At 62.4% G+C, this 14,101-nt stretch carries 11 protein-coding genes; 8 read left to right on the forward strand and 3 right to left on the reverse strand.

The annotated features are described in order from the left end of the window. Window positions 1-30: 30 nt before the first annotated feature. A complete protein-coding gene (locus tag AC1Q67_RS21335) occupies window positions 31-1,206 on the forward strand; it encodes an efflux RND transporter periplasmic adaptor subunit (protein ID WP_492237433.1) in 1,176 nt (391 codons plus the stop codon). A gap of 151 nt (window positions 1,207-1,357) precedes the next feature. After that, complete coding sequence (locus tag AC1Q67_RS21340) at window positions 1,358-4,570, forward strand: efflux RND transporter permease subunit (RefSeq protein ID WP_492237432.1); 3,213 nt, start codon at window positions 1,358-1,360, stop codon at window positions 4,568-4,570. A 175-nt stretch (window positions 4,571-4,745) separates the two neighbouring features. Here AC1Q67_RS21340 and hutX read toward each other — a convergent pair whose 3' ends face one another. From hutX to AC1Q67_RS21355, 3 genes are all read right to left on the reverse strand, one after another. After that, window positions 4,746-5,246 carry a heme utilization cystosolic carrier protein HutX gene (gene hutX / locus AC1Q67_RS21345; protein ID WP_492237431.1) on the reverse strand — a complete coding sequence of 167 codons (501 nt, stop codon included), beginning with the start codon at window positions 5,244-5,246 and terminating at the stop codon, window positions 4,746-4,748. 3 nt (window positions 5,247-5,249) lie between these two features. Then, window positions 5,250-5,585, reverse strand: coding sequence for a heme-degrading protein HmuQ (gene hmuQ / locus AC1Q67_RS21350; protein WP_024573797.1), 336 nt, complete (start codon window positions 5,583-5,585; stop codon window positions 5,250-5,252). A 150-nt stretch (window positions 5,586-5,735) separates the two neighbouring features. Then, window positions 5,736-8,105, reverse strand: coding sequence for a TonB-dependent hemoglobin/transferrin/lactoferrin family receptor (locus AC1Q67_RS21355; RefSeq protein WP_492237430.1), 2,370 nt, complete (start codon window positions 8,103-8,105; stop codon window positions 5,736-5,738). A gap of 244 nt (window positions 8,106-8,349) precedes the next feature. On the opposite strand from AC1Q67_RS21355, the gene AC1Q67_RS21360 reads away from it, so the two are divergent. From AC1Q67_RS21360 to AC1Q67_RS21385, 6 genes are all read left to right on the forward strand, one after another. Continuing rightward, the gene (locus AC1Q67_RS21360; protein ID WP_492237429.1) at window positions 8,350-8,568 is read left to right on the forward strand and encodes a hemin uptake protein HemP; all 219 of its coding nucleotides are present in this window, start codon (window positions 8,350-8,352) and stop codon (window positions 8,566-8,568) included. After that, window positions 8,565-9,557 (forward strand): heme/hemin ABC transporter substrate-binding protein, encoded by a 993-nt coding sequence (locus AC1Q67_RS21365; RefSeq protein ID WP_492237428.1) that lies wholly within the window; start codon window positions 8,565-8,567, stop codon window positions 9,555-9,557. The genes AC1Q67_RS21360 and AC1Q67_RS21365 overlap by 4 nt, the downstream gene beginning before the upstream one ends. Continuing rightward, the gene (locus AC1Q67_RS21370; RefSeq protein ID WP_492237427.1) at window positions 9,554-10,648 is read left to right on the forward strand and encodes a FecCD family ABC transporter permease; all 1,095 of its coding nucleotides are present in this window, start codon (window positions 9,554-9,556) and stop codon (window positions 10,646-10,648) included. Before AC1Q67_RS21365 ends, AC1Q67_RS21370 begins: the two co-directional genes overlap by 4 nt. A gap of 17 nt (window positions 10,649-10,665) precedes the next feature. Next, window positions 10,666-11,439: a heme ABC transporter ATP-binding protein gene (locus AC1Q67_RS21375; RefSeq protein ID WP_492237489.1), complete on the forward strand. Its 774-nt coding sequence runs from the start codon at window positions 10,666-10,668 to the stop codon at window positions 11,437-11,439. A 232-nt stretch (window positions 11,440-11,671) separates the two neighbouring features. After that, a complete protein-coding gene (locus AC1Q67_RS21380) occupies window positions 11,672-12,478 on the forward strand; it encodes a FadR/GntR family transcriptional regulator (RefSeq protein ID WP_024573791.1) in 807 nt (268 codons plus the stop codon). A gap of 288 nt (window positions 12,479-12,766) precedes the next feature. After that, window positions 12,767-14,068, forward strand: coding sequence for an ABC transporter substrate-binding protein (locus tag AC1Q67_RS21385; RefSeq protein ID WP_492237426.1), 1,302 nt, complete (start codon window positions 12,767-12,769; stop codon window positions 14,066-14,068). Window positions 14,069-14,101 lie beyond the last annotated feature (33 nt).

Consider the following 14,101-nt stretch of genomic DNA (forward strand, 5'->3'; position numbering starts at 1 on the left):
GGAGCGCGAAGCGCAAAAGTGGGGTCCATAATGAAAAGCCTTTCAAAAAGAGCGAGCCTGATTGGAGCCGGCGTTGGTCTGGCTATTCTGGCGGCCGCAGGAACCTTGATCTCAACCACCTCGAACAACCGCGCCAAGGCTGACGCCGCCGCACCGCCGCCGGCAACTCCGGTTTCGGTCGCGGACGTCAAGGAGCGGGAAACCGCGATCTGGGACGAGTTCTCCGGGCGCCTCGAAGCCATCGAGCAGGTTGAAGTCCGTTCGCGCGTCGCGGGCGCCATCCAGGAAATCCGTTTCCGCGAAGGCGCGTTGGTTCAGAAGGACGACGTTCTTGTCGTGATCGATCCGGCGCTCTACGCCGCGGAAGTCGCCCGCGCGGAAGCTCAGGTCGCAGCTGCGCAGGCACGTCTCGTCTTCACCAAGAGTGACTACGAGCGCGGCCAGCAGCTGACCGGATCGCAGACCATCTCCCAGCGCGATCAGGACAACCGCATCAACGCCTATCGCGAGGCGGAAGCCAACCTCAAGGCCGCACAGGCCACTCTCAAGACCGCGCAGCTCAATCTCGGCTACACTGAAGTCCGCGCGCCCGTCACGGGCCGGGTCGGCAAGCGCGAGATCACCGTCGGCAACCTGATCGCCGCCGGTCCGGGGTCGCCGCTGCTGACCACCATCGTGTCGACCTCGCCGATCTACGCCAGCTTCAGCGCCGACGAGCAGGTCGTGCTCCGTGCGCTCGACGCGCTCGGCAAGGACGACGCCGCATCGAAGACCGGCCGCATCCCCGTCAAGATGGGCACCGCGACCAGCCATGGCCTGCCGTTCGAGGGCCAGATGCAGCTGATCGACAATCAGGTCGATGCACGCAGCGGCACGGTGCGGGTCCGCGCCATCTTCGACAACAAGGATGGCCGCCTGATACCCGGACAGTTCGTCCGCCTGCAGATGGGCCAGCCCAAGACCGAACGCGCCATGATGATCAACGAGCGCGCCGTCGGCACCGACCAGAACAAGAAGTACGTGATGGTCGTGACCAAGGAGAACAAGGCCGAGTATCGCGAAGTCTCGCTCGGCGTCGCTATCGACGGCCTGCGCGTGGTCACCGCCGGCCTGAAGCCGGGCGAGCAGATCGTGGTCAAGGGAATGCAGCGCATTCGCCCCGGCGCGCCTGTCGCACCCGAAGTGATTGCGATGGACGCGAACTGACGCAGAGCGTTCCCCATCAACAACGTCATTGCGAGCGAAGCGAAGCAATCCGTCGCTGAGAAAAGAAAAGCTGGATTGCTTCGCCGCTACGCTCCTCGCAATGACGGCATCAGACAGTCGACTGCAACAAAACCAATAATGAGATGACGTCATGAATATCTCGAGATTTTTTATCGACCGGCCGATTTTCGCCGGCGTGCTGTCGGCGCTGATCCTGCTTGCGGGCCTGCTGTCGCTGCCCGCGCTGCCGATCTCCGAATATCCGGAGGTCGCGCCACCGATCGTGACGGTGCGCGCGCTCTATCCCGGCGCCAACCCCAAGGTCATCATCGAATCGGTCGCGACGCCGCTCGAAGAGCAGATCAACGGCGTCGAGAACATGCTTTATATGAACAGCCAGGCGACCACCGACGGCGTGCTGACCCTCAACGTCACCTTCCGCCTCGGCACCAATCCGGACCTTGCGCAGCAGATGGTTCAGAACCGCGTCTCGCAGGCGGAGTCGCGGCTGCCGGCGGTGACGCGCCAGCTCGGCATCACCACGGTGAAAAGCTCGCCGAACATCACGCTGGTGGTGCATCTGCTGTCGCCGAACGACCGCTACGACACCACCTACCTGCGCAACTTCGGCGTGCTCAATGTGAAGGACCGCCTCGCCCGTATCCGCGGCGTCGGCCAGGTGCAGATCTGGGGCGCCGGCGATTACGCGATGCGCGTCTGGCTCGACCCGCAAAAGGTCGCCGAGCTCGGTCTGTCACCCGGTGACATCACCCGCGAAATCCAGGCCCAGAACGTCGAGGCCGCGGCCGGCACCGTCGGCGGCGCGCCGAACTCCGCGGACGTCACGTTGCAGATGCCGCTCAACGCGCAGGGCCGCCTGAAGGACGAGCAGGAATTCGGCGATATCGTCATCAAGACCGGGCAGAACGGCGAAATCACCCGCCTGCGGGACGTCGCCCGGATCGAGCTTGGCGCGTCCGAATATGCGCTGCGTTCCCAGATCGACAACAAATCCGCGGTCGGCATCGGCATCTTCCAGGCACCCGGCGCCAACGCGCTCGCGATCGCCGACGAAGTCCACTCGGTCATGAAGCAGATCAAGCAGAACATGCCGGAGGGCGTCGATTATCGCATCGCCTACGATCCGACGCGGTTCATCCGCGCTTCGATCGAAGCCGTGATCCACACCCTGCTGGAAGCCATCGCGCTGGTGGTGCTGGTCGTCATCCTGTTCCTGCAAACCTGGCGCGCGTCGATCATTCCCCTGATCTCGGTGCCGGTCTCGATCATCGGCACCTTCGCGGTGCTGCTGCTGTTCGGCTATTCGATCAACGCGCTGAGCCTGTTCGGTCTCGTGCTCGCCATTGGCATCGTGGTCGACGACGCCATCGTCGTGGTCGAGAACGTCGAACGCAACATCGAGGAAGGGTTGTCGCCGCGCGATGCGACCTATCGGGCCATGAACGAAGTGTCGGGGCCGATTATCGCGATCGCCCTGGTGCTGGTCGCGGTGTTCGTGCCGCTCGGCTTCATCAGCGGCCTCACCGGCCAGTTCTACAAGCAGTTCGCCATGACCATCGCAATCTCGACGGTGATCTCCGCGATCAACTCACTGACGCTGTCCCCGGCGCTCGCAGCGCTCTTGCTGAAGGGGCACGATCAGCCGAAGGATGCGCTCAGCCGCGGCATGGATAAGGTGCTCGGCGGCTTCTTCCGGCGGTTCAACAGCGTCTTCCAGAAGTCCTCGGATTCCTACAGCGTTGGCGTCAAGCGCGTCATCTCGCGCAAGGCTGCCGTGATGGGTGTCTATCTGGTGCTGATCGGCGTGACCGCGGTCCTGTTCAGGGTCGTCCCCGGCGGCTTCGTGCCGTTGCAGGACAAGCAGTATCTGATCGGTTTCGCCCAGCTTCAGGAAGGCGCCACGCTCGACCGCACCGAAGAGGTGATGCGTCAGATGTCGGCGATCGCCATGCAGCAGCCCGGCGTTGAAAGCGCCGTGGCGTTTCCAGGCCTGTCGATCAACGGCTTCACCAACTCGTCGAGCGCGGGCATTGTGTTCTCGACGCTCAAGCCTTTCGGCGAGCGCAAGGATCCTTCGCTCAGCGCCACCGCCATCGCTGCGGAGCTGAACAAGAAGTACACGGTCATTCAGGATGCCTTCGTGGCCATGCTGCCGCCGCCGCCGGTCGACGGCCTCGGCACCACCGGCGGCTTCAAGCTTCAGCTCGAAGATCAGGTCGGCCTCGGCTACGAGGCGCTGGACGAAGCCAAAAAGGCCTTCCTCGCAAAAGCGATGCAGGCGCCGGAGCTGACCGGATTATTCTCGAGCTACAAGGTCGACGTCCCGCAGCTTTACGCGGACATCGACCGCACCCGCGCGCGCCAGCTCAACGTGCCGATCACCAGTATCTTCGAGACGCTGCAGGTCTACCTCGGCTCGTACTACGTGAACGACTTCAACAAGTTCGGCCGCGTTTACTCGGTGCGTGTGCAGGCCGACGGCAAGTTCCGCGCACGGCCTGAAGACGTCGGCCAGCTGAAGGTTCGCTCCACGACCGGCGAAATGATCCCCCTCTCCGTGCTGTTGAAGCTGCAATCCGCCGCCGGGCCCGAAAGCGCGATGCGCTATAACGGCTTCCTTGCGGCGGACATCAACGGCAATACCGCGCCGGGCTATTCCACCGGCCAGTCGCAGGCAGCGGTCGCGCGTATCGCCAACGAAACGCTGCCCAAGGGCATCGGCTTCGAGTGGACCGACCTGACCTATCAGGAGATCATCGCCGGCAACACCTCGCTCTACATCTTCCCGATCGTGATGCTGCTGGTGTTCCTGGTGCTCGCCGCGCAGTATGAAAGCCTGATGCTGCCGCTGGCGATCATCATGATCGTGCCGATGTCGCTGTTGGCCGCGATGTTCGGGGTCTGGATCACCGGCAACGACAACAACATCTTCACCCAGATCGGCCTGTTCGTTCTGGTGGGATTGTCGGCAAAGAACGCGATTCTGATCGTGGAGTTCGCGCGCGAACTGGAATTTGCCGGGCGCTCGCCGGTTGCGGCAGCCATCGAAGCCAGCCGCCTGCGACTGCGGCCGATTCTGATGACGTCGATCGCCTTCATCATGGGCGTGGTGCCGCTGGTGACGTCGGTCGGCGCAGGCGCGGAGATGCGTCACGCCATGGGCATCGCGGTGTTCTCCGGCATGATCGGCGTCACCGCGTTCGGCATCTTCTTCACGCCGGTCTTCTATGTCCTGCTGCGCGGCCTCACCGGCAACAAGCCGCTGGTCCAGCATGGCGCAAGCTCGATCGAGCTGGCGCCGGCCGGACATGCTCCTCACGCGCTGAAGGACGCGGCCGAATAACCCGCTGAATGCGGGTCACGAGATGGCGCACAGCTGCATTGCCCGTGACAGCGATGCGCCTGCGACGAAGCGATCCGGTCCTTGCCCCTCCAAGCCGGATCGCTTCAGTCGCAACTTCCGCAAAAGAAATGGCCGGGGATGACCCGGCCATTTTTTATTCAAGCTGTAAGTGGAATCAGCCCAGCGTCTTCGCCAAAGCGCGAAACTTCTCGAGCTGGTCGGTCTTGAGCGCGCGGTTCTCGTCGCGGCCGACGAAAACCTTGAACATCACGCCGCCGTCGACGTTGAGAAACGCCACGAAAGCAGACGACTTGCCCATGAACGGGCGTTCGACGAAGGCGATGCCGCCGCAGCGCTCATGACGCAGATGGCCGTGCATCCCCTTCGGCTTCATAATGTTGTAATAGCCACGCCCGATCTCGCCGCCACCCACCGGCTCGGTGACCTCGAAGATGCCGTCCTCGGTGTGGATGATCAGCGTCACCTCGCCCCATGTCGCGATGTCCTGCATCGCGGGCACGAAGGCCGAGCCAGGCGCAAAGCTGCGCATCTCCTCCGGCAGCGCCTCGATCACGGCGCGCGCCGTGACGTTCTTCTCCCGCGCGACGTCCTCAATGACGCCGCCCGGGTTCTCAGCCATGTGCTTCCTGAGATCGGCCAGATTGGTGTTCGGCATGGTTCAGGCTGCTGCGCTGGACTTGCGCTCGGTCTGGATGATCTCGAAGCCCTCGAACTTCGGATGGCCGAGATAAAGGCTCTCGCCGGTCTGGTTGTCGGCGCGGGCATGCGCCTTGCGGAATTGCTCAGACTTGGTCCAGGCCTCGAACGCCGCCTTGTCCGCCCACAACGTATGAGTTGAATACAGCGTGTGATCGTCAGCCTTCGGCCCGCGCAGCAGATTGAATTCGATGAAGCCTGCAAGCTCGCTGAGATAGGACTCGCGCGTCGCCCACACGGTCTCGAACGCCTGCTCGGAGCCGGTCTTCACCTGAAAACGGTTCATCGCGATAAACATTGGTCTTCTCCTGTTTGTCTCATTGTAAAGCCGAATGGCCAAAGTGTCGTTCATGAGAGCCTGCGCTGAAGACGCAGCGAGCCGCGCAGAAAAGCTCCGCGCGGCAACCTCTTTTTGCTTTTCAAAAAGCAGTGACTGATCGTTCTGCGTTCAGCTTCCTCCGAAGTGGTATTTGAGCCCGGCCTTGTAGACGATGCCCGCGCCGGCGCTGGCCCACAGCACGTCGTTCTGCGGAGACGTGAAGTCGGCGGCGCGCGGAATGGCATAAGGCCGGTAGTACTGGTTCAGAAGATTCTCGACCGAGAAGTTCAGCGCGAAATCCTTGGTCGGCTTAACTTGCAGGTAGAGGTTGACCAGATCGTAGGACGTGCCGGGCAGATACGTGACCGGGATGTCGGTATTGCTCTTCACCGACGTCCACATCGCCGACAGTACGACCTGATTGTCGAGGAAGCGCAGGCCCGCGGTTGTCGTCACCTTCTGCGGCTGCACACTGTACAAGCCGATGTTGGTCTGGGTGTTCTTGCCCTCCTGCAGCGTCACCGACACACCGACGAAGAAGTCGTTGGCATCGTACATCGTTTCAGCTTCGAAGCCCTGGATCCGGGCATGCGCGATGTTCTGATACTGAAGATACGTGGTCGGAAACGCGCCCGGAATCGGCGGGAAGGAATTGAACGGAGGTCCGGTGAACTGGACGCTGTCGATATAGTCGTCGACGTCGTTGCGGAACACGTTGAACTTGCCGCGGAAGCTGTCGCCGGCTCTGAACAGGCCGTTCTGCTTGATGTTGACGCCCACTTCCTTGGTCTTGCCGACCTCTGGACGCAGATTGGGGTTCGGCAGGAAGCAGAAATAGCCGCGCGTGCCATCGGGACAGATCGAAAAGTCGCCCTGTCCGGTGCCGGTCGCGACGTGAGCACTGTTCACGAGCGTTTCAGTGATCGACGGCGCGCGATAGCCCTCTGCATAACTGATGTAGGGGGTCATGACGGCTGCCGGCATCAGCCCGATGGTGATCTTCGGCGACAAGCGGTCACCGCTGGCGGAGCCTGCAGACGAACTAAGCTGATAGTTGTCGTAGCGGACAGCGCCGACCATCTCCAGCAATGAGGTGTAGTTGGTCTTCCACTGGATAAACGCACCGGTGACCGTGCGCTCGCCGCCCGGTGTCGTCTTGTTGGAATTTCCGCTCCTGTCGGCGGTCGAAACGTCGTCGCGGAAACCGTCGCCGCCGTAGGTCACTGCATGACGCCAGTCGCCGGTCTCAAAGCGTGACGTGTTGTGAACGTCGAAACCGAAGGTGTCGATCAGATAACTGCGCTGGTCGCCGACGCAGCCGGTGATGCTGTTGCCCGGCTGGCCGCCGGTGCAATTGCCCGTGGCCAGTGCTGAATTGTGCAGCGTCTTGACCTGCTGGCTGTCGGTACGATTCCAGTAAATCTTAGCGTCCCAATCGAAGATCTGATCGTCGGGCCGCGAGTACTTCCAGCCAAGCGTTGTGGTGTAGTTCTTCAAATTGGTCGCATAGACTGAGGTGCCGTTGCCCGCAGAGCCCGGCTGCGCGAAAGGCTGCCCCAGCGGACGGCGGGGCTGTCCGACATTGTAGATGTCTTCCTGGAAGATTCCGCCGAGCTTGATTTCGTGGCCATCCGCGGGACGGACAGTCAGCTTTGCAATGCCGCTTGAGAGCCGCTGTGCGGTGTTCTCCACGGGAATGCCGAGTCCGTCCTTGTAGTTGTCCTGCGTCGAATAGGTGCCGCCAGCGAACACATCAACGTTCGGATTGACGTGGACACCGCCGAAGATCGAGCCGAGTGCGCGGCCATGGTTGGTGCCGAAGATCGTATTGGTATCGACGCCCCAGCGCTCGCCGGGACGCACGACATCCTGGATGTCCTTGGTCCGGAACGACGCCACGCCGCCGATCGCGCCCGAGCCGTAGATGTTGGCTGTCGGGCCGCGCACGATATCGATGCCGCCGATCAGTTCGGGATTGAGGAAGAACGAACCGTTCGAGTTGTGGCCGGTGCGCTGATAGTTCTGGCGTGCACCATCGACCACGACCGCAACGCGGCCGAAGTCCTGCAAGCCGCGAATGTTGATCGATGTCGATGGATCGTCGCCGCGATCCTGTATCCAGACACCTGGCATGGTATAGACGAGATCGCCGATGCGCGTGGCCTGACGTCCCTGAATCTGCTCCAGCGTCATGACGCTGACCGGCGCCAGCGCATCGATCGCGCGCTCCTGGGTTTTGGACGCGGCAACCGTGATTTCATCCAGCGACTGATAGACCGGCTGGCCGATCTGCGCGTTGGCATTCATTGGATTGCTCGGCACCGGCACTTCCGCCATCGGCGCGCTCGCGCGTTTGCGCTTGATCGGCTTCGGCTTCGCAGGTTGCACGGAAGCATCGGCAGATTGCGCATGCACCGGCGTGGCCGCGACCACTCCCCCCAGCGCAACAACAGACACGGATAATAGTAGCGCGCACGCGCGCGCATTCAGCCCCAGCATGACAGCCCCAAATCTCAACTTTGTTTTGCGTGATGCGGCTGGCGGGCATCGCCCGAAGGCGGCTGGCTGGCTGTCGTAGAATCCCGTTGGTCACTGCCAACGTATTGCCACTTTTCGTAAAATGGTCCGGCTGGGTCAAGCCAATGAACGATCAGTTTAAACCTATTGTAAACTGGAGTGTTGGAATTCGCGCGCCGACAAACTTAAGAACAACGGGAGTTTACAAACAGGACGCGCAAAACGGATGAATGCTGGCTCTCCTCACGATCCCGACGGCTCCTCGGGCAAAGATGCCGGCGATAAATCTAGAACGGCTCTAATTGAGCGTTCGATCCGTTTGTCGGATAACCGCATCAACAGCCGTGACCTGTTCGTCTCCTCGCGTGAAATCATCATCACGCACGGCGATGACACCTATCGCCTGCGGCTGACTGCGCAGAACAAGCTGATCCTGACCAAATGAAAAGCAAAATCCCCGCTTCCCGAACGATCAGCGCGACGTTTGGCGTCACGCTCGCCCTCGCCGCGGGTCTTTGCGTCAGTGCGGCCCCGCTCGCGGCAGCACGCGCCGAAGGTATCATTATCCACGACGCCCGCGGCCGCGACGTGACCATCGGCAACACGTCGCGCATCGTCTCGGTCGGCGGCGCGATCACAGAGATCCTCTATGCGCTCGGTCTTCAGGACAAGATCGTCGGCATCGACAGCACGAGTCTTTATCCGCCGAAGGCGCTCGGCGAAAAGCCGAACGTCGGATACATGCGACAACTCAGCGCAGAGGGCGTGCTCGGCCTCAACCCGCAACTGATCCTGGCGATCGAAGGCTCCGGCCCGAAGGAAACCCTCGACGTTATCGACGCCGCGAAAATTCCGTTCGTGTCTTTCCCGGAGACGCACACGGAGCAAGGTCTGCTCGACAAGATCAAGCTGGTTGCGCATGCGATGGATGCAGACGCACGCGGCGCATGCCTCACTGCAGCAGTCAGCAGCGATCTTGCTGAACTGAAGAAGCTCCGCGAAAGTGTCAAACAGCCCGTGCGCGTGATGTTCGTGATGTCGTTCCTCAACGGCCGCGCCATGGTCGCCGGACAGAAGACGGCCGCGAACGAGATCATCAAGCTCGCCGGCGGCGTCAATGCCGTCGAAGGCTTTGACGGCTACAAGCCGGTCAATGACGAGGCCATCGTCGCCGCCAAGCCGGACGTCATTCTCACCATGCAGCGAGGCCGCGAGCAACTTGAGGCAGAGGCCGTGTTCGCCAATCCGTCGTTCGCGTTGACGCCCGCTGCCGCGAAGAAATCGTTTGTCGCGATGGACGGGCTGTATCTGCTGGGCTTCGGTCCGCGCACCGCCGCCGCCGCCCGCGATCTCGCACTGTCGCTTTATCCCGATCTCAATGAGAAGGCCGCGACGTGGAAGCCGGCGGCGCTTTCCGTCGACTGCCATAAATGACGGTGACAGAAGCGACGCCATTGGCTTCCGCCAAGGCTGGTGGATCGATGCGCCCCTCCGCAATCGCCGTATACGCCGCTTTGATTGCCGGAGTTTTGGCGGTCGCGCTGCTGGCGGTGACCGTCGGGGCGGCGGGCATTCCGCTGCCTCGTTTTGCTGCGGCACTCGGACTGAACATCGCCGGTGTCGATCCCGCTTTGCTTGCGCGCGACGAACTCGTGCTGTGGTCGATCCGGATTCCCCGCATCGCGATTGCCGGAATGATCGGCGGTCTGCTCGCGCTGTCTGGCGCGATCATGCAGGGCCTGTTCCGCAACCCCCTCGCCGACCCGGCGCTGGTCGGCGTCTCGAGCGGCGGCGCATTTGCAGCAGCGGCAGCCATCGTGATCTCCGACAGCGCATGGGGCGCAAGCCTCCGCTTTATGCAACTGGAACTACTGCCGATCGCGGCGTTCACGGGCTCGCTGCTGACCACCACTATCCTCTACAAGATCGCCAGCCGCGAGGGCCGCACCTCGGTTGCGACCTTCCTGCTCGCGGGCCTCGCCATCGCAGCCATCGCCAATGCCGGCATCGGGCTCCTCGTGTTCGTCGCCGATGACCGCCAGTTGCGCGACATCACCTTCTGGCTGCTTGGTTCGTTGAGTGGCGCGACCTGGCCGAAAGCCGGAATGGTCGCACCCGTCGCATTGCTTGCGGTGCTGGCGATCCCGCTGATCGCGCGCGGTCTTGATGTGTTGGTGCTGGGTGAAGCGGAAGCCTTTCACACCGGTATCGATGTCGAGCGGCTGAAAAAGATCTCGATCGTGATGATTTCCGCAATGACCGGCGTTGCCGTATCGATCTGCGGCGTGGTCGGCTTCGTCGGCATCGTGGTGCCGCACCTGTTGCGGATGGTGATCGGCCCCGGCCACCGGCTGCTGCTGCCCGCCTCGGTTTTCCTCGGAGCCATTCTTCTGATATTGGCCGACACCATCGCGCGCGTGCTGGCGGCGCCCGCCGAAGTGCCGATCGGCATTCTCACCGCTGCGCTCGGCGCGCCGTTCTTCCTGTTCATCCTGCTGCGGCAACGAAGGCTGATAGCATCGTGAGCGCGCTCGCCCCTGCCATGATCGAAGCCGATGCGGTCTGCATGAAGGTGCGGCAGGCAACGCTCCTGAATAACGTCAGTGTGCGGCTTCGCGGCGGTGAAACCGTCGCCATCGTCGGGCCAAACGGCGCCGGCAAGTCAACGCTGCTGCGGCTGTTGTCCGGCGACCTGCGCTGCACCGGCGGTGGCGTCCGTCTCAAGGGCCGCGACCTCGCGTCGTTCTCCTCGCGCGATCTCGCCAACCATCGCGTCATGCTGTCCCAGCATGTCAACGTGTCCTTCCCGTTCTCTGTCGAGGAGATCGTCGCCATGGGCGCGGGTGATCGTCCGCGCGCTGTCGCCGCGCCGCTGGTGGACGCAGCCATTGCCGAACTGGACCTGTCACCGTTCCGCTACCGGGAACTGCCGACCCTGTCCGGCGGCGAACAGCAGCGCGCGCATTTCGCACGGGTTCTTGTTCAGTTGGCCTGCGGCGAAGCCGAGCATGGCCCCGGCGTTCTTCTGCTCGACGAGCCGACCTCGAGCCTCGACCTGCGCCACCAGATCAATCTGGTCGAAACCGCCAAGCGCAGGGCGCGCACCGGCACGGCCGTGGTCGCGGTGCTGCACGACCTCAATCTTGCGGTCCGCTTCGCAGACCGCATCATCGTTCTGCGCAAGGGAGCGGTCGCCGCCGACGGCAGCCCTGCCGAGACGATTACCAACAAGATGATCAGCGACGTCTTCGATGTGGAGACCAATATTGGCTCCGAGGACGGCCAGCCTTTCGTGCTGCTTCAGCGCATGCAGTAACAGCCACTGTGACGGCCAGGGCGGTTTAAGCCTTCGCGTTTTTCATATTCCGCACATCGAATTCAACGCGGCGGATACTGCGGCGCACGCGCAGCCGATTGCCGTTTCAGCCCGCTTCCGTTATGTCTGATCGAGGTTCACCTCCGGCCTCCTGCATTGCAGCAAGCTGCAACATCCGATGTTTAACATCGGATGATTGTCGCCGCGAGCGCCTGTGTGCTAGCTTTAGTGAATGAAGTCGCCAGCAAAATCCCGCCCGAAAGCCGCCAGCAAGCTCGTCAAACCCGGCCGCATTCAGGCCGTGTTGCGGACGCTCGGCAGCGAGATCGCGCAGGATCTGATTCCGGTCGGCTCGGCGCTGCCGCCGGAGCATGATCTCGAAAGCCGCTTCGGCGTCGGCCGCGGCGTGGTGCGCGAGGCAATCAAGACACTCGCGGCCAAGGGACTGGTCAGCGTCCGTCCGCGCCACGGCACGCATGTGCGTCCGCGCGGCGACTGGAGCCTGCTCGACCGCGACGTGCTGAGCTGGCTGATCAGCAAGGAAGAACCCAATCGCGATCTTCTGCTCGCGCTGCAGGAAGTGCGCCTGATCATCGAGCCAGCCGCCGCTGCCCTCGCCGCCGAGCGCGCGACGGCGAAGGATCGCAGGCGCATCATGACAGCGCTCGCAGCAATGGAAGCCTCGCACGACGTGCCGACCGCGATCATCGCGGACAAGGCGTTCCATCTCGCGATCATCGACGCCACGCACAATCCGGTGCTGCAAGGTTTTCGCGGCGCCATCGACACCATTCTGAGCGCCGTGTTCATGGTCGCCACCGGCAGCCCGGGCTGGTTCAACGAGAACCTGCCGAACCACGCCATAGCCGCGCGTGCCATTGATGAGGGCCATGCCGAGAAAGCCCGCGCCGCGATGCAGCAGGTGCTCGGCTACACGCAGTTCAAGCTGTCGACAAAGAGGAAATACGGACGCAACGCGAAAATCTCGCCGCGCAAATTGACGGTCAACGGCAAGCTCAGGAAGAAACGCGTCGCGTGACGCGGATTGCAATCTGTACCCGCGATCCGGTTCGCCATACGAACCGGCATATTGCGCTGCGTCTGCGAGGGATGCTTACCCTCACTGGCATCGATGCAAAACCTCCTGTGCAAATTCTGCAACGTCTGTTCGCACCAACGCCCATGCAAGCTTTCGTCGCACGCTTCAGGAACCGGGATCGTAGACGCGCGCCAAAAGCCCGCTTAAGCTGCCATTGAACCACTGACATCCGGCAAACGGATGCGGAAACAAAGAACCGGCATGACCGGACAATTCGGGAGGAACAGCATGAAGCGCTTCACGCGAACATTTGGCTTGTTGACGGCCTGCTCCGCCGCTGCACTGGCGTTTACCGGCCCGTCATCGGCACAGGAAAGCTTCAAGGTCGGCATTGTCACATTCCTGTCGGGTCCCGCAGCGGAAAGCTTCGGTGTCCCCGCCGGCAAGGCTGCGGAATTCGTCATCGGCGAACTGAACAAGGGCGCTGGACCGGCCCCCTATAATAAAGTCGGCTTCGGTGGCATGAAGATCGAGCCCATCGTCATCGACGAGAACGGCGGCGCGACCAAGCAGGTGCAGGAGCTGCGCAACCTCTATCAGCGCGACAATGTCGATGCCGTCATCGGCTATATCGGCTCCGGCGACTGCCTCGCCGTCGCACCTATCGCGGAAGAACTAAAGAAGCCGCTGTTCCTGTTCGACTGCGGAACGCCGCGCATCTTCGAGGAAGCCAAATACAACTACGTCTTCCGCACGGCGGCCCACGCCACCCAGGATAACGTCGGGCTGATCCGCTACATGAAGCTGAAGAACATCAAGATGGATACGTTCTCGGCCATCAACCAGGATTACGCCTGGGGCCAGGACAGCCGGGCCGACTTCGTCGCGGCTGCGGCCCAGCTTTATCCAAATGCGAAGCTCAATGCCGATCTGTTGCCGAAGTTCGGCGCGGGCCAGTACGGCACCGAGATCTCGGCGCTGGTGTCCGCCGGATCTGACGTCGTCTATTCCAGCCTTTGGGGCGGCGACTTGCAGGCCTTCATTCTGCAGTCGGTGCCACGCGGCCTCGCCAAGCGCAGCCAGCTCGTCCTCAGCGCCGCCGACCACGTCCTGCCGCCACTCGGCGACAAGATGCCAGATGGCGTCATTATCGGCGCACGCGGTTCCTATGGTCTGATGTCGCCGAAGACCCCGCTCAACGAGTGGTTCTTCAACGGCTATGAAAAGGCTCACGGCACCTATCCCGTGCAGGCCGCCTATCGCGTCACGCAGTCGATCCTCGGCGTGAAGAGTGCGGTCGAGAAGGCGATGGCGAAGAACGGCGGCAAGAAGCCGAGCGCTGATGAATTGGTCGCTGCGATGACCGGCTCCGAGTGGCAGAGCCCGGGCGGCCTGATCCAGATGAAGAACGGCGACGGCCATCAGGCCATCCAGCCAATCTCGTTCAGCCGCACCAAGTACAACGCCGAAAAGAAGCGCGTCGATCTGGTGGATATCGTCAACTTCGAAGCCGAATGCGTCAACCCGCCTCCGGGCGTGAAGGCGATCGACTGGATCAAGGGCGGAATGAAGAACGACAAGTGCAAGTAATCCCCTGCGCTTGAGGCCACCGGGCGGCGCGAC

This window comes from Afipia sp. GW823-FHT06G09 (assembly GCF_058794875.1).